Raw genomic sequence first — 26,373 nt, forward strand, 5'->3', positions numbered from 1 at the left:
GTGGAGGTCCACACGCTCTCGCCGTTTCCGCCGGAGGGCGCGCCGACAACACTGAGCACCGGCCGGTCCGGCTGGTCCGGCCGGTCCGGCTGGTTGTGGATGCTGCTGGGACTGCGCTGGGCGCCAGCCGGTCCGGCTGGTTATCGATGCTGCCGGAGGCCGCGACCTCCGCGACCCCGCGACTGCCGCGACCCGCGAATGTCGCCCGCCTCCGCGTCCGGCTCACGCACGGGAAAGCCCCGGCCGCCTTGCGCAACCGGGGCTTGAGCCGTCGGGGCCCGAGCCGTCCGGGGCCTGAGCCGACGAGGGGTCAGAGCTTCAACCCGTGCCCGTACGGGAACAGCGGCGCCACCGTGTCATTCGGGACGTCCTCACGGGACTCCTCCACGGCGGCCATCGACGACGGCAGCTCGAACGGCAGTGTGCCCGACGACGGCGCCCGCCCGAACAGCACGTCCAGCAGCGCCTCGTCACTGGACCCGAACGTGCCGGTCAGCGCGGCCGCCTCGGTCACCAGGGGGGTGAGCACCGCCGGCCGGTCCAGCATCACGTCGACCACGGTCGGCAGGGCGGCCGTCAGTGAGAGGACCGGTGCCAGCTCCTCGGCGGTCCACTCCAGGCGACCGGCGTGGAAGAAGGCCTCGAACCCGCCACCGCGCGGCTCGTACGGCGCGGCCCGGCGGACGATCGCCACGTCGGCGTCGGCCGGGTCGTCAACGACCTTGGCATAGGCGGCTGCCACCGCCGGGTCCACCCCGTCGAGGTAGACGTTGATGCCCTCGGTGAGCGGCAGGTTCGACGCGGTGAGGACCACGACCGCGCGGCGCTGGGCTTCCAGGCCGGCGGCCCGGAACGACGACTGACCGGCGACCTTCTCGGTGTTCGACGGGTCGACGTAGCGGCGGTCGTCGAAGAGGCCCATACGGAACTTGTCGCGCAGGATCCGGCGTACCGAGACGTTGATCCGCTCCTCGCTGACCCGGCCCTGCTCGACCAGGTCCACGATCAGTTCGGGGCAGTGCTCGCCGCCGAGCTGGTCCGCGCCGGCCTCCAGGATGCGCTGCACCCGGGCGTGCCGGTCCAGGTGTTCGACGCCCCAGGCGCGCGCCGGCATCGGGGTGCCCATGATCTCGGCATCGGTGACCAGTCCCCAGTCGGTGCAGATCACGCCGTCGAAGCCGTACCGGCCGCGGAGCAGCCCCTCGATCACGCTCTTGTTGAAGCCGAAGCCGACCTCCTCGTGCTCGGTGTCGACGGGCATCCCGTAATAGGGCATGATCTGCGCGGCTCCGGCCTCGAACGCCGCTTCGAACGGCTTGAGGTGGTACTCCCACATGCCGCCCGGGTAGACCTGCTCCCGCCCGTACGCGAAATGCGCGTCCTCACCGCCCTTCTGCGGCCCGGCGCCGGGGAAGTGCTTGACCATGGCGGCGACCGAGGACGGGCCGAGAGCGTCACCTTGGAGACCCCGGACATAGGCCGCCAGCAGCTCGGCGACGGTGTCGGCGTCCGAGCCCAGGGTCCCGCTGGTGCGGGCCCAGCGCGGCTCGGTGGCGAGGTCGGCCATCGGGTGCAGGGCGACCCGGATGCCCGCTGCCAGGTACTCCTGCCGGGCGATGTCGGCGAATTCCCGTACCAGGGAAGGGTCTTTGGTGGCGCCCAGGCCGATCGGCTCCGGCCAGGCCGAGAAACCACCGGCCGCGGCCGAGGCCGCGGGGTTGTCGATGACGCCGTGGCGAGGGTCCGTCGAGACGGTGACGGGGATGCCGAGCCGGGTGCCGGCCGCGATCTCCTGCACCCGGTTGTGCCACTCGGCGATCTTGCGAGGGGTGACCGGGCCGAGCGTCAGGATGTTGACGTGGTTGATCAGCTTGTCCTGGATCAGCTCACCGGTGGACGGGATCATCGCGTCACCGGGTGGGAGGGTGCCGTCCGGGCTGACCGCGGCCATGGTGTGGAACATCAGTCCGGCCTTCTCGGCCAGGGTCATCCGGCCGAGCAGATCGGTGACCCGCTCCTCGATAGGGAGTTCCGGGTTCTGGTACGGGTGCATGAGTTTCTCCATCATCGGATGCGCGGATTTACCGGAAGCGCGAATTCACCAGCTGCGCGGATTCACCGGGCGCCGCGGACCATGCGGACCAGGATCGATCCGGCGACTGCGACGACCGCGCCGAGCAGGAAGAGCAGGCTGTAGTTCGAGTTGTCGCTGCTGCCGATCGCGAGGATCGGCGCGGCCAGGATCGGCACGAGCGACTGCGGCAGGGCGTTCGCGATGTTCATGACGCCCATGTCCTTGGCCGCGTCGTCCGGGTTCGGCAGCACGTCGGTGGCGAGCGCCAGGTCGACCGCGAGGTAGACGCCCTGTCCGAGGCCGAAGAACGCGACCGCGATCAGGAAGACGGTGAAGTTGTCCGCGAAGGCGATCAGCGCCAGGGCGGCGGCGACCACGACGCCGGCGCCGAGCACGAACGGCTTGCGGCGGCCGATGCGGTCGGAGAGCGTGCCGCCGAAGGACGAGCCGACGACGAGGCCGACCGTGCTGATCAGGGTGGCGACGAGGATGCCGTTCGCGACGTTGTCGGTGGTGTAGCCGTAGCGGTCGATCAGCAGGTAGCTCTGGTAGGTGCTGACGCTCGCCAGGCCCATCCAGATCAGGAACCGGCTCACGATGTTCCACGCGAAGTCCGGGTGGCGGCGCGGGTTGATGTAGAAGGTGCGCAGGAAGTCGGTGAACCGGTACGGCCCGAAGTGGCCCTTCTCGGCGGGCCGGTCCTTCAGGACGATCACGAGCAGGACCACCGTGGCCACGCCGATCGCCGACGGGACCGCGAACATCAGCAGCGCGCTGCCGGCGAGGGCGGCCGCCAGGGCGCTGCCGACCAGGATGGCGACCGAGGTCATCAGGCCCAGGATCCCGCTGACCTTGCCGCGCTGCTGCGCCGGGATCTGGTCCGGCAGCAGGGCGGTCAGCGTGGAGAGGGTCGCGTTCACGCCGAGCTGCGCGATCGCCCAGCCGGCGGTCAGCACCGGGATGCTGGTGCCGAGCGCGACCACCATGAGACCGGCGAAGCCGAGCAGCATGCCGCCGAGCAGCCAGGGCCGGCGGCGGCCGAGCCGGGAGGTGGTGCGGTCCGACATCGCGCCGAAGAACGGGTTGCCGATCAGCGCGAGCACGGCACCGACGCTCAGGACGGTGCCGAGGGCGGAGGCCTTGTTGTTCGGGGCGATCTGTGCGACCCGGATCGACATGGTGACCACGACCGGGGTGAGGATCGTGAGGTATGCGCCGAGTTGCGCGAGGGCCATCGCGACGATCAGCCGGGTGGGCGCGTTGGGCGCCGGATGAGCCGGCTGCTGCGTTTCCTGCGTCGCCGGACGGGACTGAAGAGTGGTCATAGCGCACCTCGATCGGGGCCTTTGTTAACACCTTGTTTTCTGAAGGTATCGACTTGATTTGCGGTAAACCAGATCCCAAAAGGCCTGCTCAGAGCCATGATTCACCTGTGTCTCGCCTTTTTGCGGCGGCGATTCGCGGCGTTTGTGGCTCGGTGCGTGTGACGCCGGTCCCACTCTGCGGCGGATTATGTCCAGGTCCAGCAAAACGCTTAGGTTGGCTGGCATGACGCCCACCGGTCGGCGCATCCATCTGGTACGCCGTGACCTGATCTTCGCGGCGGTCCGCGAGGCCGGCCGGATCAGCCGTGCCCATCTGGTCCGCCGTACCGGCATGGCCCGGGTGACCGTCAACAGTCTCGTCACCGATCTGCTCGCCGCCGGGGTTCTCACCGAGGAGGCCGCCGCGCCCACCGGTGATCGCGCCGGCCGGCCCGCGCGGTCCCTCACCCTGGGGCCCGCCGCCGGCGGCGTCGTGGGCGCGGTCATCGGAGCCGATGGGGTACGGGTGGCAGAAGCCGATCTGGCCGGCCGGATCCTGCGCGAGCACCACCACGACATCGACACCTCCGATCCGAGCACCGCACTCGACGCCATCGCCGAAGTGATCACCGGAACCGGCCGGGTCTGGTCGACCGTGGCCGGGCTCTCCGCGCCGATCAGCGGCGGCGTCGTGCAGAGCAGCAGCGTGCTGCCCGGCTGGGCCGGGATCGCCCCGGCCACCGAGCTGAGCCGCCGCCTCGGCCACCGGGTCATCGTCCGCAACGACGCCGACCTGTGCCTTCGCGGCGAGGTGGAGTACGGCGTGGCCGCCGGTCACCAAGACGTCTGCTATCTGCGGGTCAACTCCGGGATCGGCTGCGGCCTGCTGCTCGGCGGGGTGGTGCACCACGGCGCCACCGGCGTGGCCGGCGAGATCGGGCACGTGCAGGTCGACGAGACGGGCGCGCTCTGCCACTGCGGCAACCGGGGATGCCTGGAGACGATCGCGTCGCCGCGGCAGATCCTCGGCGCGCTCTCCGGCAGCTACGGCTCGCCGGTCACCGCCGCCCACGCCGTCGAGCTGGCCCGCAGCGACGCCACCGCCGAGCGGGTCATGGCCGACGCCGGGCGGATGATCGGGCGGGTGGTGGCCGCGCTCGCCAACGGCATCAACCCGTCCCTGGTCGTCCTCGACGGTCCGCTGATCGAGCCGGGCGGGCCCGTGGTGCTGGGCGTCGTGGAGTCGCTGCATCGGTACGCGCAGCCGGAGGTCGTGGAGAACACCGAGGTACGGGTGAGCGCCCTCGGCGGCCGGGCGGCGCTGCTGGGGTCGCTGGCGGTGGCGTTGCGGGGCACGCCGGTGGCGCGGGGGAGCAGGGCCCTGCCCGAGTCGGACCCCGAGCCGGCCGTCGAGCCCGCGCCCGTGGCGTCGTCGCGGGCGCCCGGGTCGCCGGCCAAACGGGAACGGGCCGTGCGGCGGGACATCCTGGTGGCAGCGCTGCGGGGGCGCGGGCCGACCGCCCGCAGCGACCTCGTGAAGATCACCCGGCTGCCGCGGGCCGCCGTCGTCGAGCTGCTCGGCGAGCTGCGGCAGGACGGGATCGTGGAGCTCTGCACGCCTGCCGAGACCCGTTCCGGCCGGCCGTCACCGCACTTCCGGCTCGCCGTCGGCGCCGGCCGACTGATCGGGCTGGCCCTGGCCGAGCCGGGCATCCGGGCCGTGGTCGCCGACGGGACCGGGCACGTCGAGGAGACCCGGAGCGTTCCGTTCCCGATGTCCCACGACTCGCACCCGATGCTGCGCGCCGCCGGTGACCTCGCGGTGGAGCTGCTCGAACGGTACGGCTCGGACGCGCGGATCGCGGTCAGCGTGCCGTCACCCGTACACCCGGGCACCGGACGGTTCGGGGCGCGCAGCGTGCTGCCGATGTTCTCCGGCTTCGACCCGGCCGAGGAGATCGCCGCCGCCGTGGGCCGCCCGGTCCGGGCCGAGAACAACGCCCAGCTCGCCGCGCTCGCCGAGATGCGGCGCGGGGCGGCCCGGGGCGCGCGGGACGTGCTCTACCTCAAGGCCGACCAGCACACCGGCGCCGGGATCATCGCCGGCGGCCGGATGCACCGGGGCGCCATCGGGTACGCCGGGGAGGTCGGTCACCTGAACGTCCGCGAGATCGGCCCGCTCTGCATCTGCGGCAGTCGCGGATGCCTCTCGGCGTTCCTGGCGCCGGCGTACTTCGGCGCGCTCCTGGAGAACCGCCCCGCCCCCGCGAAGCCCGCCACGGAACCGCTGCCGGCGGCGCTGGACAAGCCCGCCGAGGAGCGGCTGCTCCGGCTGGCCGCCGACGGGGACCGGCCGGCGCAGCGGGCGCTGCTGGACGCGGGACGGCTGATCGGCCGGACCGTCGCGCCGCTCTGCGACGTGCTCAACCCGGGTGTCGTCGTGGTCGGCGGCCGGTTCGTCGAGCCGGGGCCGCACGTGGTGGACGGCGTCCGCGAGGCGCTGCAACGGCACTGCGCCCCGAGCGCCGCGGCCGGCCTGACCGTGGTCCCCGCCGAGCTGGGCCCGGACGCCGAGGCCCTGGGCGCGATCGAGCTGCTCCTCTGACGATCGCCGCAGCGCACACGCTCCTCGGCATCGCCGTCGGCGCGTGGATCCGGGGCGCGGAGCGGGCCCGAACTTCGCACGCTCGGTTGTCGCGGGCGGGACTGAGAGGAGAGGGGCGCGACCACTCACGCAGGTCGCGCGCCGCGGGGAGCGCAGCGAGCCCGCGTCGCGCCCTCGGCGGGAGCGACGGTCCGGGCCACCCACCTCGATGCGACATGGGTCTGACTTTCCGGGGTATGGGTGTGGCATGACTGAACAGGAGCAGCGCGACAAAGTCCGGAAGATGGTGGCCGACGCCCGGATCTGCATGGTCACGACGATGACCGAGGACGGGCGGCATGTGAGCCGGCCGATGGCGTTGCAGGAGGTGGAGTTCGACGGTGATCTGTGGTTCTTCACCTACTCCGATTCGGATCTGGTGGAGCAGATCGGCCGGCATCCGCAGGTGAACGTCGCGTTCAGCGACCCGAAGCAGCAGAACTGGATCTCGATCGCCGGCGCGGCGTCGCAGGTGGAGAACCGGGCCAAGGCCGAGGAGTTGTGGAGCGCGCCGCTGAAGGCGTGGTTCCCGGACGGGTTGGACACGCCGAATCTCACGCTCGTCAAAGTGAGCGCGGATACGGCGGAGTATTGGGAGGCCGCGCACAGTTCGAAGGTCATCACGCTGCTGGGATATGCGAAGGCGGCGGTCACCGGAAAGACCCCGGACGCGGGGGAGAACGAAACAGTCAGGCTTTAGCGGGGCGCGTTCGACCGGGGTGAGGGCGGCGACTAGAGTGCGGTTGCGGCCCGCCCCCGGGCCCGGCAACGCTGCCGACGTGTTCGTCCCTGGGGCCATGACGGGCTATCCGCATCTCGCTACCCGATCCAGGGGGAAGAAAAATGCGTATCGGCGTGCTGACCGGTGGCGGCGACTGCCCCGGCCTCAACGCGGTCATCCGGGCCGTCGTCCGTAAGGGCGTCACCGCTTACGGCCACGAGTTCGTTGGCTTCCGTGACGGATGGAAGGGCCCGCTGGAGGGTCTCACCAAGCCGCTGGGTATCGCGGAGGTGCGTGGCATCCTGCCGCGCGGTGGCACGATCCTCGGCTCCTCGCGCACCAACCCGTTCAAGATCGAGGGTGGCGTCGAGAAGATCAAGGCCAACCTGGCCGAGCAGGGCGTGGACGCGCTCGTCGCGATCGGCGGCGAGGACACCCTCGGTGTCGCCACCAAGCTGCACGACCTGGGCGTGAACGTCGTCGGCGTGCCGAAGACGATCGACAACGACCTCAACGGCACCGACTACACGTTCGGCTTCGACACCGCGGTCAACATCGCGATGGAGGCCATCGACCGGCTGCACACCACCGCCGAGTCGCACCACCGCACCCTGGTCGTCGAGGTCATGGGCCGGCACGCCGGCTGGATCGCCCTGCACGCCGGTCTCGCCGGTGGCGCCAACGTGATCCTGCTGCCGGAGCGCAAGTTCGACGTGGAGCAGGTCGCGACGTACGTGACCAAGCGCTTCCAGGTCGAGTACGCGCCGATCGTCGTGGTCGCCGAGGGCGCGCAGCCGCTCGACGGCCAGATGGTGCTGCACAACCAGGAGCTGGACAGCTTCGGTCACGTCCGTCTGGGCGGCATCGGCCAGTGGCTCGCCGAGCAGATCGAGGAGAAGACCGGCAAGGAGGCCCGCACGGTCGTCCTCGGTCACATCCAGCGCGGTGGCACCCCGACCGCGTTCGACCGGGTGCTCTCCACCCGCTTCGGCCTGCAGGCGATCGACGCGGTCAACGATGGCGACTTCGGCAAGATGGTGGCGCTGCGCGGCACCGACATCGTCCGGATCCCGCTCATCGAGGGCACCGGCGAGCTGAAGACCGTTCCGCTGGAGCGGTACGAAGAGGCTGAGGTCTTCTTCGGTAACTGAGTTTGTTAGAAAGGGGCCGGGTCCTTCCCGGCCCCTTTTTTGCATGAGGAGTCGTTTTGACCAAGCACACCGTCGCGGTCATCGGAGCCGGCAAGATGGGTGAACTCGTGATCTCCGGGTTGCTGCGGTCCGGCTGGCCCGCCGATCGTCTGCTGGTCACCACCCGGCGTGCCGCGCGGGCAGCGGATCTGTCGGAGAGATACGGCGTCTCGGCCGTCGACAACGCCACCGCGGCGGCCAAGGCGGACATCCTGGCCGTCGCCGTCAAACCGCAGGACGCGGCGGCCCTCTTCGACGAGATCGGCGCGCGGATCCCGGCCGGCAAGCTCGTGGTGTCGCTCTGCGCCGGGCTGACCACGGAGTTCTTCGCGGTCCGGCTGCCCGAGGGCACCCCGGTCGTGCGGGTCATGACGAACACCCCGGCCCTCGTCGACCAGGCGATGACCGCGATCTCGGCCGGTCCGCACGCCACCGCGGAGCACCTGGACATCGCCGAGGAGATGTTCAAGCCGCTCGGCGCGACGATCCGGGTCCCGGAGGCGCAGCAGGACGCGGTGACCGCTCTGTCGGGTTCCGGTCCCGCGTATTTCTACCTGCTCGTCGAGGCGATGATCGACGCCGGAGTGCTGCTCGGGCTGCCCCGGCAGACGGCGCACGAGCTGATCGTGCAGACCGCGATCGGCTCGGCGGTGATGCTGCGCGACTCGGGTGAGCACCCGGTGAAGCTGCGCGAGGCGGTGACGTCCCCGGCCGGGACGACGATCGCGGCGATCCGGGAGCTGGAGAACCACGGTGTGCGGGCGGCGCTTTTGACGGCATTGGAAGCAGCGCGAAATCGGGCTCGGGAACTCGCCGGCGAAATGCGCTGATCGTAACTTTTTCCCACATTTGGAAGTTACGGTGAGGAAGGGTGTTCATAGCGTCGCGTGACGGGCACATGATGGTGTAGGGGCATCCTGCATTCGGGTGTCGCGGCGACGCTCAGCATGCGTTTACGCTTGCGCGGCCCGGCATTCGTTATTCCAAAAGCGACTGTGGTGATTCCGATGAGTAGGCGGCAGCCGACGATCCGTCCGATCGAGCAGATCGAGGAGCTCGAACAGGCGGTCACAGTGCTGTGCCGGGTCTGGGCCGCCAAGACTCCCGTCGATCTGATCAACGCCTCGACCCTGTGGGCGATGGCGGAGGCGGACAACTACGTGGTCGGTCTCTTCATGGTCGACGAGGACGGCGCGGAGCCCGACGAGATGGTCGGTGCGGCGGTGGCGATCCGCGGCCGCAAGCACCTCCACTCGCACATCGTCGGGGTGCTCCCCGGGATGCAGGGCCTCGGGCTGGGCTCGCTGCTCAAACGGCACGAGGCCGACTGGGCCGCCGGCGAGGGCTTCGAGGTCATCCGCTGGACCTTCGACCCGCTGGTGCGGCGCAACGCCCACTTCAACCTCGCCAAGCTGCACGCCCGGGTCGAGAAATACCAGGACAACCTCTACGGCAGCCTGGACGACGGGCTCAATGACGGTGACGAGACCGACCGGCTGGTGATCGAGTGGGACTTCCGCGCCGATCCGCCGGCCGATGATCCGGCGCCCGTCGTGACGCCGGGCTCCCCGGACCGCTGGGACGTGACCGGCCGGCCCGAGGCGGTCGTCTTCCTCGACGACGGGGTGCACTGCCTGATCCCCACCCCGCCCGACATCGAGGCCCTGCGCAAGGACGATCGGGACCGGGACCTGGCGAAAGCCTGGCGGTTCGGCGTCCGGGCCGGGTTCAGCAAGGCCGAGGCCAATGGGTACGCGGTGACAGGCTTCAGCCCCGACGGGTGGTATGTGCTGCGGCGCCGGTGAACTGGAGGACCTCCTCGGCGCAGCCCCAGGAGAGGGTCACGCCGCCACCACCGTGTCCGTAATCGTGGATCACGTGCGGATGGCGCTCGTCCGGCCCGATCCGGACCTTGTCGCGGACCGGGCGCAGCCCCACCCGGTGCTCGATGAGGCGGGCGCCGGCCAGTGACGGCTCGGCTTCGGTGCACCGGTCCAGGATGGCCTGGCGGATCACCGGGTCCTCAGCGGTCGACCACTCGCCGTCGTAGAGGCTGCCGCCCAGCATCACCCGGTCGCCCTGTGGCAGGACGTACGTGGTGAGTTGCTGTGCCTGGTTCTCCTCGGCCTCCACGAAGAACGTGTCGATGCCGGGGTTGTCGAGCACCAGCAGATCCCCGCGGACCGGCCGGATCGTCTCGCCCGGCACCAGCTCGCGCGCGCCCAGCCCGGTGCAGTTCACCACGATCGGCCCGAGCGCCGGCAGCTCCGCGCGCGTGACCGGCCGGTCGACCGTGATCTGCCCGCCGCTGCTGAGCAGCCGGGTGGTCAGGTAGGCCAGGTAGCGGGTCATGTCGATCAGCGGCACGCGGTACCGCCAGCCGTTGGTGTAACCCGGTGGCAGCGCCGCGCGGTCGCACTCCCGCACGCCCTCCGCGCCCGGACCGGGTGGCGGGATGCGGTCGGCGCCCCGGCCGGCCTCGACGCCCCAGAGCATCCGGACCCCGGTGGCGGCCGGGTCGGCGGCGAGCTCGCGGAAGACCTCGAGCGACTGGAGCGCCCAGTCCTCGGCCCGATCGTGCGCCACGAGGTGAGGACCCCAGATCGCTCCGGCGGCGCAGGAGGTTGTCCGGGGGGAGGAGAGGTTGCTCCGAACGAGCACCCGAAGGCCCGCCTCGGCGAGGCGCACCGCGCAGGTCAGGCCGGACACCCCGGCGCCGAGCACGACCACGTCCGTCTCGCGGATCATCTAGACATTTTAATCGAACCGGTCCAGTGATCGAAGATGATGAACATGAGATGAATGCGGAAGGTGACAATACGGGGACGTTGCGCTATCGAAGGCGGTGCGGTCCAATCGACTCTTGGAACGATTCTCCAGACGGGAGCGGGCGCGGGGCGATGCTGGTTCTGGGTGAAGTCCTCACGTCCCTGCTGCCGTCCTCCGCGGCGCTGCCGGCCGATGCCGGGGAGCGGCTGCTGGCCCTCACCACCGGCGCTCAGGTGATCCGGTCGGACCGTCCGATGTCGTACGTGGTCTCGCCGGAGCGGCTGACCGGCGTGGACTGTCACGTGCCGACCGGGCCGCACGGCACCGCCCGGGCGATCGGCACGGTCACCACCCGCGCGGTGCTGACCGGCGGACACGTCCTGCAGTCGTCGGCGCGGACCACCGCCGTGCGCAGCTCGCACAACCGGCGGCTGCCCTGGTCGTACTATCTGGCCCGGCCGAGCAGCGTGGAGATCATCGGAAAGTACCGGGAGCGCGCGCTGACCGACGCCTTCCTGGCCGCCGCGCCCGCTCCGCCGATGCTGAACCTCGCCGCGATCGCCGGGCACACCGCCGACCGGGTCCGGAACAGCGCGATGGTCGACTCCCGGGTGCCGTTCCGCAGCCGGCAGACCACCCTGCGCTGGGCCGCCGCCCTCGGCGCCGAGGGCGACGCGCTCACGTTCACCGTGGAACGGCCCGACCACCGGACGGTGCGGCTGCAGACGCACGGGACGGAACTCGGCGACGTGGTGGCGCTCTGCGAGGACCTGGCCCTGCACGACTGGCTGCTGACCACGCTGACCGGGCTGGTGACCCGGGCCGGGCTGACCGGCCCGAAGCCGTCCGTGGCCGTCGACCGGATCCGGCCCGCCGTGGACCATCTGCTGCACCTGTGGATGCCCGGCGCCCGGCTGGAGGTGCGGACCCGGCGATTCTGGGAGGAGATGGAGCAGCGGGCCGGCTTCGGCCGCCAATGGGCCGCCTCGGTGCAGCGGATCCGCGACCATCTCGCGCTCAGCACGCTGCGGGAACTCGGCCGGCTCGCCGGACCGGCGTCGTGAGCGGGCTGACCGTGCCGGCCGGGAACTCGGGACGCCGCCTCTCCGAGGTGCTGCGCAAAGTCCTGATCGCCCTGATCACCGGCGGCATCGCGTTCAGCCTGACCAACCTCGCGCAGAAGGACCCGCTGCTGTCGGTGACGCTCTCCGTGCTGGTCGGCGGGTCGGCGCTGGTGGTCCAGTTCCTGGTGGAGTTCGAGGCCCGGCTGCGGGAGGTCCAGCTCGGTCAGGAGGACCAGGCCGTGCAGATCAAGGCCTGCGTCGACGAGCGGTTCCGGGCGATCAGCGAGGCGACCGAGCTGTTCGGCCTGATCGAGGAGTCCGCGGTGCAGACCGAGCTGCTGAGCCAGCTCGTCCGGCACTCCACCAAGATCGGTACGGACTCGCCGCCGCTCGCGCACCGGCTGGCCCAGCGGGAACTGGCCCGGATGTCCGACTTCCTCAAGGAGCTCGGTGACGGCGCCGAGGCGATCTACGACGGTGAGGACCGGGACTGGCTGCTCAGCCTCGCCCACTCCGCCGTGACCAGCATCGACGCGACGAGCCTGACCACTGTCGACGGCGGCGGGATGTGGGCCACCGACCTGGGGCAGCGGTACCTGGACTCGCAGCGGGACGCCGTCCGGCGCGGCGTCAAGATCCGCCGGATCTTCATCCAGGACCGTCCCGAGCCGGGCGGGCAGACCGCGCTCGACAAGATCTACCGCCAGCACGCGGACGTCGGCATCGACGTCCGGGTCCTCGACCTCTCCACCGCCAGCGACCTGCGCCGCACGTCGCTCTTCGACTTCGTGCTCTTCGACGGCGTGATCAGTTACGAGGTGACGACCGGCACCTGGCTCGACGAGAACAACCCGCCGATCGTGGTGAACACCCGGCTGCTGCTGCATCCCGGCCGGGTCGAGGAGCGCGGCGAGCGGTTCCGCGAGCTGTGGGAGGCCGCCCGGCCGCGCGAGTCCTAGAGCATCTTGGTGGTGTCGCCGTCGAAGACGTACGAGATGCGCTGCACCAGGTCGTCCGGAAGGCCGAAGCCCTCGCCCTCGGCCCGCCGCCGGACCTGGCGCTGGACCTCCTCGTCGACGTTCACCTGGCTCAGCACCACGCCGACCGCCGCCTCGATGTTCTGGAAGCGCCGGGCCAGCATGGAGAGCGTGCGATAGGCGCTGAACGGCTGCGCCGCCGGGTTGAGCCGCAGGATCGGCGGCATCTCCGCCCAGGTCGCCGGCAACCGGTCGCCGACCGGTTCCGGGGGCGCCACCGGCCGGCCCTCGCACCGCAGCATGCCGAGCCGCAGCAGCTGCCAGACCGACGCGAGGTAGGGGCAGGACCAGAGCCGGCCGTCCGGCCCCTCGGAGAAGATCTCCACGGCCAGGAAGATCGAGTGGCGGTTCTTGGCGTTCTCGACAGGCGGCTGGAACCCGGCGTCACGGGCCATCGCCGGCTGCGGCGAGGTGCCCGGCGGGCGGCTGCCGTTGGTGAGCCAGCCGCTCTCCTGCGGCGGCGGCCAGACCCCGTCGGTGCCCGGCGACGGGTCCGGGACCAGCCGGTCCAGCACCAGCTCGGCGGGCCGGACGTCCCCGGCGTCGGCGCAGGCCGCCTCCCGGGCCACGTAGTCGATGGTGAGCCCGTTGTCGCCGGCCGCCTCGACCAGCTGGGCGATCACCTCGTCCGGGCTGCTGAACGTGGTGAAGTAGTCGTCCACCAGGAAGCAGGTGCTGATCCGGGGGCGCTTGCCCGGCCCGGCGAGGTCGGCGACCCGCTGCTCGGCGGCGGCCACCCACGGCTTGATCTCGCGGAAGTGCCGGCGCAGCTGGTCGATGCCGCCCTCGTAGTCCTCCATGTAGAGATGGCCCAGCTCGATCGAGACGTGCGCCAGCGGGACCTGCTCGACCCGCGGCTGCGCCGACCGCTCCCGGAAGGTGGCCGCGGGCTCCGTCACCGCACCTCCCAGGCCTTGTCGTCGAGCAGCAGCTCGGACAGCCGCTTGAACGCCTCGGCGGTCCGGTCGTTGGCGATGCCGATGTTGTTCACGTCGTGCGCGGTGATCAGCTGTTCGCGCCACTGGAGCACCGGGTCGAGCGGCACCGAGTGCAGCAGCCAGAGCGGCCCGGCGCCCTCGGCCTGGGCGATCGCCTGCAGTTTGCCGTCCCACTCGGTGATCCACACGGCCTGCTGGGAGGTGAGGCCGGGACGGCTCGGGTCGACGAGCGCGGTCCGGACGAACCGCAGCGACGACAGCAGCTCCTCCCGGTCGTGGCCCAGGTCCTCGCCGGTGTCCAGGATGCCGTGCTCGCCGTGCACCAGGGCGGCGGCCGCGATCACGTGCTGCTTGGTCCACCGGTGGTAGACCAGCCAGCGGGTGGTCACGCCGGCCAGCTGCTGGGCGGCGGCCAGGGCCATCTGCAGCGCGTACGACCGGCCCGCGCTCAGGTCGACGAAGCAGACGTCGAACTCGCCGTTCAGCCGGCTGATCAGGTTCGCGCAGCGGCGGACCAGCTCCGGGCTGCTCGGGAACTCGCCGACACCGCTGTCACCGGGCATCAGGATCAGCCGGCCGGCGTCGTAGGGCCGATCCTTGACGCTCTCCCGCTCGGTCTCGCCGAACACGTCGATGCGCCACGGGTCGGCGACCTTCCCCAGAAGGTACGAGTGGAGCCCGCCCTCCGGCACGCCGAGCCGTCCCGAGTCGACGTCGAAGACCGAGCCCGCGGTCGGCGAGCCGAAGTCGAAGTCGAGGTAGCAGACGTCGTTGCCGGCGAGCGCGCACTGGTACGCGACGTTGCTCGTCGTCACCGACCGCCCGGTGCCTCCCTTGTCGGAGGTCGCGAAGACCAGCATCGTCACGACTCGCCGTCGAGATCGTCACGGGCCGCGGCGAACCGGTCCAGGCTCAGCAGCACGTCGATGGCGAGGGCCGAGGCGGTGCCGGGTTTCTCGTCGCGGATCGAGCGGCCGCGCTTGAGCTTGGCCGCCAGCGCCTGCAGGTCCATCTGCATCGCGTAACCGCCGTTCGGCGAGCCTTTCAGCAGCTCCTGGTCGTAGAGGTGCTCGGCCTCGCTGAGCAGGTCACCGGCCAGGTCCGCGAGCTCGTCGCTGCGCAGGGGTGGCTCGGTGATCACCTCGGCCGCGGTGATCAGGCAGTCGACGACCCGTTTCGTGTGGTACCAGGAGGGCTCGGTGTAGAGGCCCTCGTAGTCCTCGAAGACCATTTTCGGCTGGTCCCAGAGGCCGCGCCGGCGGTCGTCGAGCAGCCGGCGCGAGTCCAGGTGGCCCCAGATCTCGTCGGCGAGCGCGAGCATCCGGCCGCGCAGCTGCGGGTCGCCGAGCAGCCCGGCCAGGCTGATCGTGCGCTTGAGCAACAGCGGTGCGAAATCGGACATCATCCAGACGAGCTGGGGCCCGCCGAGCTCGTCGCTGCCGCGCAGGTTGATCGGGAAACCGGGCGCGTGCAGCAGGTAGGACTGGTCGCCGGCGAAGACCCGGCGGTTGATCCGGGAGCGGTTCGCCAGCTCCTCCAGGACCTTGCCGACCCGGTCCAGGTCGGCGTCGCCGGCGCGCTTGCGAACCAGGTCCTGCACCACGATCGAGGAGACGTGCAGCGAGAAGTACTCCGATTCCTTCTCCGTGGTGCGCTGCCAGGGGATGTCCTCCAGCGGCCAGCGCCCGCCGCCGCTCGGCACGGCGATCTTCGACCAGTACGACTGGGTGAGGTCCCAGCGCAGCTGCAGGCCCTGCGCGAGGCGCAGCTGCTCCTCGTTGAGCAGGCCGAGTTGCCGGGTACGGGTGGAGAAGAGCGCCTCGATGGCGTCCAGGGCGACCACCGTGAAGTAGATGTAGGGCGCGGGTTCGGCGGCGCCCGGCAGCTGGTCGCCGACATCCTGGTTCGTGTTGATGGCCGGCGCGTCCCGGACGACGCCCCAGCTCCAGCCGCACTCGAAGAGCCGGTCCGGGTGGTCGAGCTCGTCGGCCACGCCGGCGCCGGAACCCATCGTGACGTCACGCAGGCTGGCCCGGATCTCCCGCAGCGTCTCCTGGATCTGCGGAACGATCTTCCGGGTGGAGAGGCCGCGCTGGTTCACCGTGCGGCACAGGGCCCGGCCGTCGCGGGAGTCCTTGTCGAAGATGTTGACGGTGAAGCTGCGCAGCAGGCCCACCATGGCCGCGGAGAGCCGCTTGCTCGCCATCGCCTCGATCCGGTCGATCTCGGCCCGCGAGCTGCGTCGTTTCAGGCTCTTGCGGAACTGCCTGGCGAAACCGATGGTCGCCAGGGCGAGCGAGAGCGAGATGGCGAACGAGTCGACGACCGGCTGGGCGAGCTGCTGCGGGTTCACCGCCTCGAGGTCGTCCTCCGGCTGGCCGCGGAAGTAGCTCTCCGCCGCGAAGATCGGCGTGCCGTTCTTGTCGGTGTACGTCGTCAGGTACGACTCGACGGCTTCGAGCAGGGTGAGCGGGATGTCCATCACGCCGCCGAGCGGTTTCAGGGCGGCCTGGACGTCCTCGGCGACCCGCTCCGGCGAGTCGAGGGCGAACTGCTCGATCGCCGTCGCCGGTCCGAAGACGCAGAGCAGCTGCTCCGCGTCACTGATCGAGTTTCGGCCGTCGCGACCGCCCCACACCCACTCGCCGTCGCGGTAGGAATGCTCGATCACCGCTTGCCAGATCTCGAGAAGCTGCTGCCGGGGTTGAACCCTCATAGCGCGGTCACCCACCACTCAATGGAGACGGCCTGGTGCGACGCCAGTTTACAAAGCGGACGCTAAGTGGTGATCCGCCCATATGACCGAAGCGCGGATCGTAGCCGAATCGCTACAATCCGCGGCCGCAGTCCACAAGAGATCAATACCAGATCGCTATCCGTGAGCCGTTCTCCTCCTCCGGCGGGCTCGGGTGGCTGAGAGCGCTGCCGGTGGCGACGCGGTGCGCGGTCCAGGCCACCGCGGCGGCGTCCAGGATGTCGTCCGGCGGGGCCTGGCCCGCCGGGCCGAGCTGGTCCGGCAGCACGATGCCGTTGCGGGCCAGCAGCTCCCGGCGGCGGGCCTGTCCGCTCCAGGTCTTCTTCGCGTACGGCAGCGGCTCGCCCGCCATGGTCCGGAACGACAGCTCCGGGTGCGCCTCGAAGAGCAGGCCCGGGTGGCGTTCCCAGATGGCGTTCGCCTCGAGCAGCTTGGGTCGCAGCGCCCAGGACTGCCGGCTCAGCCCGGCGCCGGTCAGCTCGCGGCACAGCCGGTTCGCCGAGGTGAAGTCCTGCTCCATCCAGACCGGCCGGGGCGGCACCCGGAAGACACTGGCCCGGCGGGGTCCGAGCGTGTCCGCGGCGAGCGTGTCGGCGGCCCGCCACCGGTCCGGGAGCATGCCGAGCGGAATGTCCACACCGATCACCGCGGCGCCGGAGCTGCCCGCGACGATCTCGTAGAGCGTGGACGCGAGCACCGCACGTCCGAAGGCGCCGTCCCGCAGCTCGACGCCGACCCAGCCGAGCGCGTACGCGTCGACGCCGATCACGTGGATGCTCATCGGCGGGGATGGTCCATATCGGTCGCGCTTCGGGTGGGGGAACCGGGGCTGACGTCGACGGTGGTCATGATCTAAGACTACGCGCAGTGCCCGTCCGAACGCACGCCGTCATCACGCGGTTCTCGATGTTAAACAGACCTTAAAGGTCCTGACCTCGCTTGACTGTTGTTAATCGATGTGACTACGGTCTCTGCATCCCTCTCTTTGGAAAGTTTCCTAACTGTTGAGGAGACATCCCCGTGCAGAAATCCGCCCGTCGGGCGATCCTTGCGAGCGTGGTCGTGGTCGCGGCAAGCGTCGCGGTCCCGCTCGTCTCGGCATCGGCCGCCACCGCCTGTGCTCCCGCCTGGTCCTCGACCGCCACCTACGTCAAGGGCAACGTCGCCTCACAGAACGGCCACAACTACACCGCCAAGTGGTGGACCCAGAACGAGTCGCCGGCCACGAACAGCACCCAGTGGGCGGTCTGGACCGACAGCGGCGTCTGTGAGGGCGGCACCACGCCCACCACGCCGCCGACCTCGCCCTCCACCTCCCCGTCGACGTCGACGTCGCCCTCCACCCCGCCCTCGACGCCGCCGACCTCGAACCCGCCCACCGGCAACAAGTGGGTCGTCGGTTACTTCGCCGAGTGGGGCGTCTACGGACGCGGCTACCACGTGAAGAACATCGACACGTCCGGCTCGGCCTCCAAGCTGACCCACATCCTGTACGCGTTCGCCAACACCACCGGCGGCAAGTGCTCGATCGGTGACTCGTACGCCGACTACGAGAAGGCCTACACCGCCGCGGAGAGCGTCGACGGCGTCGCGGACACCTGGGACCAGCCGCTGCGTGGCTCGTTCAACCAGCTCCGCAAGCTCAAGGCGAAGTACCCGCACCTCAAGGTGATCTACTCGGTCGGCGGCTGGACCTGGTCCGGCGGCTTCTCCGACGCGGCCAAGAACCCGGCCGCCTTCGCCGAGAGCTGCTACAACCTGGTCGAGGACCCGCGCTGGGCCGACGTGTTCGACGGCATCGACGTCGACTGGGAGTACCCGAACGCCTGCGGCCTCACCTGTGACACCAGCGGCCCGGCCGCGTACGCCAACGTGATCTCGGCGCTGCGCGCCAAGTTCGGCAGCAACAACCTGATCACCTCGGCGATCTCCGCGGACGGCAGCAACGGCGGCAAGCTCGACGTGGCCGACTACGCATCCGGCATCGCGAAGCTCGACAAGGTCTTCCCGATGACGTACGACTACTTCGGCGCGTTCAACGCACAGGGCCCGACCGCCCCGCACTCGCCGCTGACCTCGTACGCCGGCATCCCGCAGGCCGGCTTCAACTCGGACGCCGCGATCCAGAAGCTGAAGAGCAAGGGCGTTCCGGCCAGCAAGATCCTGCTCGGCATCGGCTTCTACGGCCGGGGCTGGACCGGGGTCACCCAGGCGGCGCCGGGCGGCACCGCGACCGGCGCGGCGCCCGGCACCTACGAGGCGGGCATCGAGGACTACAAGGTCCTCAAGACCAAGTGCCCGGCCACCGGCACGGTCGCCGGAACGGCCTACGCCTTCTGCGGCAACAACTGGTGGAGCTACGACACCCCGTCGACCATCGCCGGCAAGATGACCTACGCGAAGAACCAGGGTCTCGGCGGCGCGTTCTTCTGGGAGCTCTCCGGTGACACCACCAACGGTGAGCTGATCACGGCCATCAAGGGCAACCTGTAATCAGCTGATGAGATGAGGGGCACCGGGCGCAGGCCGGGTGCCCCTCTTCCGTACGCTTTGCGCATGCGCCGAGAGTGGCATCAGCTCAGTCACCCGGGGGTGGGCAACCCGGCACTCCAGACGTCCCGCCCGTCCACCGACTCCGCCGAGGACTCCGCTCTCGGCCTCGACCTCTGGCGCAGCCTGCCGCGCGTGCAGATGCCGCCCTGGCCGGACATGGACGAGGTCGCCGAGGTCTGCAAGGTCCTCGACAACGTCCCGTCGATCGTCGCGCCCTACGAGGTCGACCAGCTGCGGGTGAAGCTCGCCGAGGTCTGTGAGGGGCGGGCGTTCCTGCTCCAGGGCGGCGACTGCGCCGAGACCTTCGCCGACAACACCGAGAGCCACCTGCTCGCCAACGCGCGCACCCTGCTCCAGATGGCGGTCGTGCTGACCTACGGCGCGTCGATGCCGGTGGTCAAGGTGGCCCGGGTCGCCGGTCAGTACACCAAGCCACGGTCGTCGCCGACCGACTCGCTCGGGCTCCCCGCGTACCGGGGAGATCTGATCAACTCGCTGGACGCGAACGAGGCGGCGCGTGTCGCCGACCCGCAGCGCATGATCCGGGCGTACGCGAACTCCGCCGCCGCGATGAACATGCTCCGGGCCTACCTCTCCGGCGGTCTCGCCGACCTGAACGGCCTGCACGACTGGAACAAGGACTTCGTCCGCGCCTCGCCGGCCGGCGAGCGCTACGAGGCGATCGCCCGGGAGATCGACCGGGCCCTCGACTTCATCCGGGCCTGCGGCATGACCGACGCCGAGGCGCTGCGCACGGTCAGCCTCTACTGCTCGCACGAGGCGCTCGCCCTGGAGTACGACCGCGCGCTCACCCGGGTGAGTGACGGCCGGGCGTACGGGCTGAGCGGCCACTTCCTCTGGATCGGCGAGCGGACCCGGCAGCTCGACCACGCGCACATCGACTTCATCAGCCGGATCGCCAACCCGATCGGCGTGAAGCTCGGCCCCGGCACATCGCCCGAGACCGCGATCGAGCTCTGCGAGAAGCTCAACCCGGAGAACATCCCGGGCCGGCTCACGCTGATCAGCCGGATGGGCAACGGCAAGGTCCGCGACGCGCTTCCCCCGATCGTGGAGAAGGTGACGGCGACCGGCGCCAAGGTCGTCTGGCAGTGCGACCCGATGCACGGCAACACCCACGAGTCCTCGAACGGGTACAAGACCCGCCACTTCGACCGGGTCGTCGACGAGGTGCTCGGCTACTTCGAGGTGCACCGCGGCCTCGGCACCCACCCGGGCGGCATCCACATCGAGCTGACCGGCGAGGACGTCACCGAGTGCCTCGGCGGTGCCCAGGGCATCGAGGACCTCGACCTGCCCGGCCGCTACGAGACCGCGTGCGACCCGCGCCTCAACACCCAGCAGAGCCTCGAGCTGGCGTTCCTGGTGGCGGAGATGCTCCGTGGCTGAGTTGCCGGCCGACCTGCGGTCGACTGATCGCATCGCCGACCTCCGGTCGGACACCGTGACCCGGCCCACCGCCGGGATGCGGGAGGCGATCGCCACCGCGGCCGTCGGCGACGACGTCTTCGGCGACGACCCCACGGTCAACGCGCTGGAGAACCACGTCGCCGCGCTCTTCGGCCACGAGGCGGCGCTGTTCGCGCCGTCCGGCACGATGGCCAACCAGATCGCGCTGCAGCTCGTCGCCCCGCCCGGCGGGGAGCTGCTGGCCGGCGCGGACGCGCACGTGGTGACGTACGAGCTGGGCGCGGCCGCCGTCTACGGGGGGATCTCCACCCGTACCTGGGGGTCGGACGGCGCCCAGCTCGACCCCGAGCGGATCGCCGCGATGATCCGGCCCGCCGGCTACCCGTCGGTGCCGACCTCGGCGATCGCGGTCGAGCAGACGCACAACCTCGGTGGCGGCGGCGTCGTGCCGCTCTCCGTGCTGCGGGACCTGCGCGCGGTCGCCGACGCCCACGGGGTCGCCCTGCACTGCGACGGCGCCCGGATCTGGCACGCGCACGTCGCCGACGGGGTGCCGCTCGCCGAGTACGGCGCGCTCTTCGACACCCTCTCGGTCTGCCTCTCCAAAGGGCTGGGCGCCCCGGTCGGCTCGCTGGTCGTCGGCAGCCGGGAGCGGATCACCCGGGCCCGGGCGATCCGCAAGCGGATGGGCGGCGGGATGCGTCAGGCGGGTCTGCTCGCGGCCGCCGGCCGGTACGCCCTGGACCACCACGTGCAGCGCCTGGCCGCAGACCATGAGCGGGCGCACCGGATCGCGGAGGCTCTCGCCGAGTTCGGGGTCGTCGAGCCGGCCCGGGTGCGGACCAACCTCGTACCCCTGGATCTGTCGAAATCGGCACTGGACGCGCCGACGCTGGCCGCGGAGGCCGCCGAGCGTGGCGTGCTGATCGCGGCGATGCTGCCGCGGACCGCGCGACTGGTCACCCATCTGGACGTGGACGACGAGGCGGTCGACCACGCGATAAACGTCCTGAGCGACCTCCTCGCCTGACCGGCGCCTGCGTGTGGACGCGCCTCAATTCCACACGCGGGCGGCGGCGTCATGCGGCGGCTGCTCGCGCGAAGCCTCGGATCACCGGGTGCGGGCCGTCGCCGGCGAGTTCCGGCTGGAAGAGCGTGGCCAGGAAGAACGGGTGGTCCGGCAGCTCGGCGACCCGCACCTCGCCGTCGTCGGCGTGCCCGGTGAACCGCATCCCGTGCGCGCGCAGCAGGTCCAGCCGGCCGGTCGCCAGGCCGTAGGAGCAGTGGTAGCGCTCGATGGTCCGGGACGCCCCGAGCAGCCGTTCGGCGAGCGATCCCGGTGCCAGGCCGACCGCTGACTCGTGCCCCGCGAGCGAGCAGGAGAGCTCCACGATCAGGTCCTCGCCGTCACCGTCGTACTCCGCGTGCCGGGCCTCGCGGAGACCGCACACCTCCCGTGCGAACTCCAGCATGGCGTGCTGGAAGCCGGCGCAGGTGCCGAGGAACGGGATGCCGGCGGTGCGTGCGGTCCGGGCCGCGGCGATGCCGCCGGCTTCTCTCCGGTACGGGCTACCGGGCGTCAGCCAGATCCCGGAGAACCCGGTCAGCGCGTCCGGGTCGGCGGCCTCGGTCGTCGGCACCCAGTAGACGTCGAAGTCGAGCTGGTCGAGCTCCCGGATCTCGTCGAGGATCCGGGGAATGCGGGTGTGCGCGCGAACGGCCGGGGAACGGTCCCCGACCAGGGCGATCGTCTTCATGCCCGAATCCTCGTCCGATCCTGTGCATCACGTCCAACGATGATCGTTGACGTGGGGATTAGCATTCCTGATGTGGATCCGCATCTGCTGCGCACGTTCGTCACCGTCGCCGAGACCGGCTCGTTCTCGCTCGCCGCGGACCGCCTGCGGTTCACCCAGTCGGCCGTCTCCCAGCAGATCGCGACCCTGGAGGCCGACCTCGGCACCCCGCTGCTGACCCGGCGGCCCGTTGCGCTCACCGCGGCCGGCGAGCGGCTGCGCCGGCACGCCGAGATCATTCTGGTACGCCTCGAAGCCGCCCGCGCCGACGTGATCCGCGCCGTCGCGCCGCCCGGACGGCTCGCCCTCGGCCTGACCCCGCTCGCGGGTGCTCCCATGGTGGCCGGCTCGATGGCGGGCGGCTCGATGGCGGGCGGCTCGATGGCGGGCGTCCCGATCGCGGGCGGGTCTTTCGCGGGCGGCTCGGTTGCGGATGTGCTGGCGCGGCTGCGGGCCGAGATGCCGCGGCTGCGGATCCGGGTGACGGTCGGCAGCCGGGACCGGATCGTCGCGGCCGCCGCCACCGGTGAGGTCGACCTGGGGCTGGTGGACGGTTTCGCCGCGCCCAGCGACCCGCTGCGCCTGCCGGAGCCCGGCGGCGCCGGGGCGACCGGGATCGGCGAGCACCCGGCCGTGGTGGCGGTTCCGGAGGGCCACCCGATCGCCGGGCGATCAGCCGTGGACCTGGCCGACCTCGCGGACGCCTACTGGATCGACGCCCCGGAGGTCGCGCCGGCCGGGCCGGGCCTGCCCGCCGCGGACGGGCTGCGGATCGGCCTGCGCTACGACGGCGGTGACGTGGCGGTGCTGCTCGGGCTGGTCGCGGCCGGGCACGGGCTGGCGCTGCTGCCCGCGCCGCCGGTCGCCGCGACGCCCGGCCTGCGGGGCGTGCCGGTCGGCACGCCCCGGCTGGTTCACCGGGTGGAGTTGCTCCGCGCCCCGGCCACCTGGACCGGCGCCGAGCCGCCGGCCCGGCTCACCGCCTTACTGACCGGCTGACTTACTGACCGGCTGACTTACTGACCGGCTGACTTACTGACCGGCTGACTTACTGACCGGCTGACTTACTGACCGGCTGACTTACTGACCGGCTGACTTACTGACCGGCTGAGTCGCCGTCGCGGAGGGACTTGAGCAGGGCGATGTCGGCCGCGTGGCCCTCGTGCTCGACGGTCGGGGTCTCCACGATGACCGGGACGCCGTCGGTGGCCGGATGGGCGAACAGCTCCGCGAACGGCGCCGCGCCGATCGTGCCCTTGCCGATCGTCTCGTGCCGGTCGCGGGTGGAGCCGCAGGCGTCCTTCGAGTCGTTCGCGTGGATCAGCTGCAACCGGCCCGGGCCGGCCGCCTCGACCAGCGCGTCCAGGGTCTCGGTCATGCCGCCCGGGGTGGCCAGGTCGTGCCCGGCCGCCCAGGCGTGGCAGGTGTCGAAGCAGACGCCCAGCCACGGGTGCCGCTCGACCGCGTCGAGGTACCCGGCGAGGTCCTGCACCTTCGACGCCAGGCTGCGGCCGCCACCGGCGCTCGGCTCGACGAGCAGCCGCGGCAGCCCTTCGGCCGCGGCCCGGTCGAGCAGCGGCAGCAGCGACTCGTGCAGCTGGTGCATGGCCTTGTCGGCGTGCGCCTCGTCGACCGAGCTGCCCGCGTGGTAGACCACGGCCGTCGCGCCGATCGCCTTGCCACGCAGCAGCGCGTGCTCCAGGGTCGCCACCGAGCGTTCCACGGTCAGCTCGGTGGGGGAGCCCAGGTTCACCAGCAGGGACGCGTGGATGTACGCGGGGACGCCGCGCTCACCGCACCCGTCCCGGAACAGCGTGTCCTGTTTCGGGTCGCCGGCCGGCAGCGCCCAGCCACGCGAGTTGGAGACGTAGACCTGCAGTGTCTCCGAGCCGGCGGCGTCGACGTACGGGAGGGCGGCTTTCGCCAGCCCGCCCGACGTCTTCGTGTGTGACCCGATCCGGCGGTGTGCCCCCTGTCGGTTCAGAAGCACTGGAGCTGCACCACGCTCTGCGGCGGGACCTGCGTGTTGCCGCCCGGGTTCTGACCCCGTACCAATCCGTTGGGGTTGAAGTTGATCTGCACTTGGAGGTTCATCCCCTGGAGGGTCGCCTGTGCCGCGGGGCAGGGCTGGTTGGTCAGGTCCGGCACGGTGACCAGCGGCGGGCCGTTGCTGACGTCGAGGATGACGTCGGTGCCCTTCTCCACGCCGGTGCCGGGTTTCGGCGACTGGCCGAGAACGGTGTCCTTCGGCTGGTCGCTGTCCTTGTAGCGCTCGGCGCCGCTCAGCCCCAGCTTGTTGAGCTCGTTGCGGGCCTCGTTGATGTTCTTGCCGGTGAAGTCCGGGATGGTGATCGGGGCCTTGCCCCGGCTCAGCACCACCGTCACCGTGGCGCCGGGCCGCAACTGCTCACCGGCTTTCGGGTCGGTGGCGAGGACGACGCCCGCGGCGGCGGTCTCGTTGTACTGAGCCTTGCCCTCCTTGACCTCCAGGCCCAGGGCCTCCAGCTGGCCCTTGGCCGCCGCCAGCTCGACGCCGACCAGGTCGGGCACCGGGTGCACCTCGGGGCCGAGGGAGAGGTTCACCGTGATGGTGTCGCCCTTGACGATCTTCTCCTGGGCGGCCGGCTGCTGCGCGACCACGGAGTCCTTCGGCACCACGTCGCTGTACGCGCCGTCGCCGATGACGATCTTGAAGCCCTTCTCCTCGGCGTGCGCCAGCGCCTGTGCCTGCGGCATGTTCAGCAGGGTGGGCGTCTCGCTGAACCGCCCGGCGGTCACCCACCAGATGCAGCCGACGACCACCAGGGCCATCACGGTGATCAGCGAGGAGAGCATGACGCGGCGCCGGTCGGCGAGGAACCCGCCGGAGGGCGCGGCGGCACGGCGGTGCGGCGCGGTGCGCGCGCCGCCCTGCTCCGGCAGCCGGGCCCAGGAGGGTCGCTGACCACCCTGGTACGTCCCCGCGGGCACCGGCGGCACGAACGCCGTCGCGTCCGCGGAGGCGGGCACGGCCGGGACGATCGTGGTGGCGTCCCCGCCGAGCGGCCGGGACGGGACCTGGCGCAGCAGCGCGGTCTCCACGTTCGCCGTGCCGAGGCCGTCGCGGACCGCCTGCACCTCGCCGAGCAGCGCGCCGGCGTCGGTGGGCCGGGCGCCCGGGTCGCGGCGGGTGGCCCGGGCGACGAGCTTGTCCAGGACCGGCGGCAGGCCGGGCGTGACGCCGGACGGGGCGGGCACGTCGTTGTCCACGTGCTGCCAGGCCACCTCGACCGGGTCGGCGCCGTCGAACGGCACCTTGCCGGTGAGCATCTCGAACAGCACGATGCCGGCCGAGTAGACGTCGGTGCGCGCGTCCGCGTGGCCGGTCTGCACCAGCTCGGGCGCGACGTAGGCGACGGTGGCCATCAGCTGGCCCGAGTCGTCCACGGTGCTCGCCTCGATGGCCCGGGCCAGACCGAAGTCGGCCACCTTGACCACGGCGTCCACCAGGTCCGCGGAGCCGCCGCTTGGCGCCTCGGCGACCAGCACGTTCTCCGGCTTGACGTCGCGGTGGACCAGGCCGGCGCGGTGGGCCGCGGCGATCGCGGCGAGCATCTGCTCGAGGATCGCGAGCGCCTCGACCGGGCTCAGCCTGGTGCGCTGGCTGAGCAGGTCGCGCAGGGTGCGGCCCTGCACGAACTCCATCACCAGGTAGGGAAGCCCCTGGTGACGGCCCTGGTCGTAGACGGCGACGACGTTGGGGTGGGTCAGACGGGCGATCGTCTTGGCCTCGTCGGTGAACCGGTCGACGAAGTGGACGTTGGTTGCCTGCGACGGGTGAATGATCTTCAGCGCGACGTCGCGGCCCAGACGTTCGTCGGTGGCGCGGTACACGGTCGACATGCCACCACGGGCCACGCGACCGGTGATCCGGTAGCGCCCGTCAATCGTTGTGCCGATCAACGTATCGGCGACTGTGGTGTCCATCGGCGTGAAGTGTATGTGTCTTTCCGGTGGGGGTAGACCGGGATGTCGCAGCTGAGTCCAAACGGGTATCTGAACGGCTGTGACCTGCGGCGACTTGTCGCAGCCGCCCCACCCCATCCGCCAAAAGATGA

At 71.0% G+C, this 26,373-nt stretch carries 21 protein-coding genes; 11 read left to right on the forward strand and 10 right to left on the reverse strand.

Annotation, left to right across the window (positions count from 1 at the left end; translation table 11 throughout):
* Window positions 1-310: 310 nt before the first annotated feature.
* Together AMIS_RS07325 and AMIS_RS07330 are read right to left on the reverse strand one after the other, a co-directional pair.
* Complete coding sequence (locus AMIS_RS07325; protein ID WP_041830589.1) at window positions 311-2,053, reverse strand: glycoside hydrolase family 3 protein; 1,743 nt, start codon at window positions 2,051-2,053, stop codon at window positions 311-313.
* A gap of 62 nt (window positions 2,054-2,115) precedes the next feature.
* A complete protein-coding gene (locus AMIS_RS07330) occupies window positions 2,116-3,399 on the reverse strand; it encodes an MFS transporter (protein WP_014441572.1) in 1,284 nt (427 codons plus the stop codon).
* Window positions 3,400-3,622: 223 nt separating this feature from the next.
* Between AMIS_RS07330 and AMIS_RS40300 the strand changes: the two genes are divergently transcribed.
* From AMIS_RS40300 to AMIS_RS07355, 5 genes are all read left to right on the forward strand, one after another.
* Window positions 3,623-5,983, forward strand: a complete 2,361-nt coding sequence (locus AMIS_RS40300; protein ID WP_014441573.1) for an ROK family protein — start codon at window positions 3,623-3,625, stop codon at window positions 5,981-5,983.
* Between the two features lie 247 nt (window positions 5,984-6,230).
* Complete coding sequence (locus tag AMIS_RS07340; protein ID WP_014441574.1) at window positions 6,231-6,722, forward strand: pyridoxamine 5'-phosphate oxidase family protein; 492 nt, start codon at window positions 6,231-6,233, stop codon at window positions 6,720-6,722.
* Window positions 6,723-6,865: 143 nt separating this feature from the next.
* Complete coding sequence (locus AMIS_RS07345; RefSeq protein WP_014441575.1) at window positions 6,866-7,894, forward strand: 6-phosphofructokinase; 1,029 nt, start codon at window positions 6,866-6,868, stop codon at window positions 7,892-7,894.
* Between the two features lie 56 nt (window positions 7,895-7,950).
* On the forward strand, window positions 7,951-8,763 hold the full coding sequence (gene proC / locus AMIS_RS07350) for a pyrroline-5-carboxylate reductase (RefSeq protein ID WP_014441576.1): 813 nt from the start codon (window positions 7,951-7,953) through the stop codon (window positions 8,761-8,763).
* A 177-nt stretch (window positions 8,764-8,940) separates the two neighbouring features.
* The gene (locus tag AMIS_RS07355; protein ID WP_014441577.1) at window positions 8,941-9,738 is read left to right on the forward strand and encodes a GNAT family N-acetyltransferase; all 798 of its coding nucleotides are present in this window, start codon (window positions 8,941-8,943) and stop codon (window positions 9,736-9,738) included.
* Here the strand turns inward: AMIS_RS07355 and AMIS_RS07360 are convergent.
* Complete coding sequence (locus tag AMIS_RS07360) at window positions 9,701-10,681, reverse strand: FAD-dependent oxidoreductase (RefSeq protein ID WP_014441578.1); 981 nt, start codon at window positions 10,679-10,681, stop codon at window positions 9,701-9,703. The genes AMIS_RS07355 and AMIS_RS07360 overlap by 38 nt on opposite strands.
* A gap of 152 nt (window positions 10,682-10,833) precedes the next feature.
* Between AMIS_RS07360 and AMIS_RS07365 the strand changes: the two genes are divergently transcribed.
* Window positions 10,834-11,766, forward strand: coding sequence for an SCO2521 family protein (locus AMIS_RS07365; RefSeq protein WP_014441579.1), 933 nt, complete (start codon window positions 10,834-10,836; stop codon window positions 11,764-11,766).
* Window positions 11,763-12,725 (forward strand): DUF6879 family protein, encoded by a 963-nt coding sequence (locus AMIS_RS07370; RefSeq protein ID WP_014441580.1) that lies wholly within the window; start codon window positions 11,763-11,765, stop codon window positions 12,723-12,725. Before AMIS_RS07365 ends, AMIS_RS07370 begins: the two co-directional genes overlap by 4 nt.
* Here the strand turns inward: AMIS_RS07370 and AMIS_RS07375 are convergent.
* The 4 genes from AMIS_RS07375 to AMIS_RS07390 form a co-directional block, all read right to left on the reverse strand.
* The gene (locus AMIS_RS07375; protein WP_014441581.1) at window positions 12,722-13,702 is read right to left on the reverse strand and encodes an SCO2522 family protein; all 981 of its coding nucleotides are present in this window, start codon (window positions 13,700-13,702) and stop codon (window positions 12,722-12,724) included. The two genes, AMIS_RS07370 and AMIS_RS07375, sit on opposite strands and share 4 nt — an antisense overlap.
* Entirely contained in the window at window positions 13,699-14,601 is a 903-nt protein-coding gene (locus AMIS_RS07380) for an SCO2523 family variant P-loop protein (RefSeq protein WP_014441582.1), read from the reverse strand. Before AMIS_RS07380 ends, AMIS_RS07375 begins: the two co-directional genes overlap by 4 nt.
* Before the next feature lie 2 nt (window positions 14,602-14,603).
* Window positions 14,604-16,457, reverse strand: coding sequence for an SCO2524 family protein (locus tag AMIS_RS07385; RefSeq protein WP_014441583.1), 1,854 nt, complete (start codon window positions 16,455-16,457; stop codon window positions 14,604-14,606).
* A gap of 142 nt (window positions 16,458-16,599) precedes the next feature.
* Window positions 16,600-17,277: a DUF429 domain-containing protein gene (locus AMIS_RS07390; protein ID WP_014441584.1), complete on the reverse strand. Its 678-nt coding sequence runs from the start codon at window positions 17,275-17,277 to the stop codon at window positions 16,600-16,602.
* A gap of 239 nt (window positions 17,278-17,516) precedes the next feature.
* Between AMIS_RS07390 and AMIS_RS07395 the strand changes: the two genes are divergently transcribed.
* The 3 genes from AMIS_RS07395 (at window position 17,517) to AMIS_RS07405 (ending at window position 21,510) form a co-directional block, all read left to right on the forward strand.
* Window positions 17,517-18,989, forward strand: a complete 1,473-nt coding sequence (locus AMIS_RS07395) for a glycosyl hydrolase family 18 protein (protein ID WP_014441585.1) — start codon at window positions 17,517-17,519, stop codon at window positions 18,987-18,989.
* A gap of 63 nt (window positions 18,990-19,052) precedes the next feature.
* Entirely contained in the window at window positions 19,053-20,459 is a 1,407-nt protein-coding gene (locus tag AMIS_RS07400; protein WP_014441586.1) for a class II 3-deoxy-7-phosphoheptulonate synthase, read from the forward strand.
* 31 nt (window positions 20,460-20,490) lie between these two features.
* Window positions 20,491-21,510: a threonine aldolase family protein gene (locus tag AMIS_RS07405; RefSeq protein ID WP_041830592.1), complete on the forward strand. Its 1,020-nt coding sequence runs from the start codon at window positions 20,491-20,493 to the stop codon at window positions 21,508-21,510.
* A 49-nt stretch (window positions 21,511-21,559) separates the two neighbouring features.
* Here the strand turns inward: AMIS_RS07405 and AMIS_RS07410 are convergent, their stop codons facing one another.
* On the reverse strand, window positions 21,560-22,237 hold the full coding sequence (locus AMIS_RS07410; RefSeq protein ID WP_014441588.1) for a CTP synthase C-terminal region-related (seleno)protein: 678 nt from the start codon (window positions 22,235-22,237) through the stop codon (window positions 21,560-21,562).
* A 72-nt stretch (window positions 22,238-22,309) separates the two neighbouring features.
* Here AMIS_RS07410 and AMIS_RS07415 point away from each other — a divergent pair, with 72 nt between their 5' ends.
* On the forward strand, window positions 22,310-23,275 hold the full coding sequence (locus AMIS_RS07415) for a LysR family transcriptional regulator (RefSeq protein ID WP_014441589.1): 966 nt from the start codon (window positions 22,310-22,312) through the stop codon (window positions 23,273-23,275).
* A gap of 97 nt (window positions 23,276-23,372) precedes the next feature.
* Here the strand turns inward: AMIS_RS07415 and AMIS_RS07420 are convergent, their stop codons facing one another.
* Together AMIS_RS07420 and pknB are read right to left on the reverse strand one after the other, a co-directional pair.
* Window positions 23,373-24,266 (reverse strand): deoxyribonuclease IV, encoded by an 894-nt coding sequence (locus AMIS_RS07420; RefSeq protein WP_014441590.1) that lies wholly within the window; start codon window positions 24,264-24,266, stop codon window positions 23,373-23,375.
* Window positions 24,257-26,242, reverse strand: coding sequence for a Stk1 family PASTA domain-containing Ser/Thr kinase (gene pknB, locus AMIS_RS07425; RefSeq protein WP_014441591.1), 1,986 nt, complete (start codon window positions 26,240-26,242; stop codon window positions 24,257-24,259). Before pknB ends, AMIS_RS07420 begins: the two co-directional genes overlap by 10 nt.
* Window positions 26,243-26,373 lie beyond the last annotated feature (131 nt).

It is taken from the genome of Actinoplanes missouriensis 431, from assembly GCF_000284295.1.
Lineage (GTDB): Bacteria > Actinomycetota > Actinomycetes > Mycobacteriales > Micromonosporaceae > Actinoplanes > Actinoplanes missouriensis.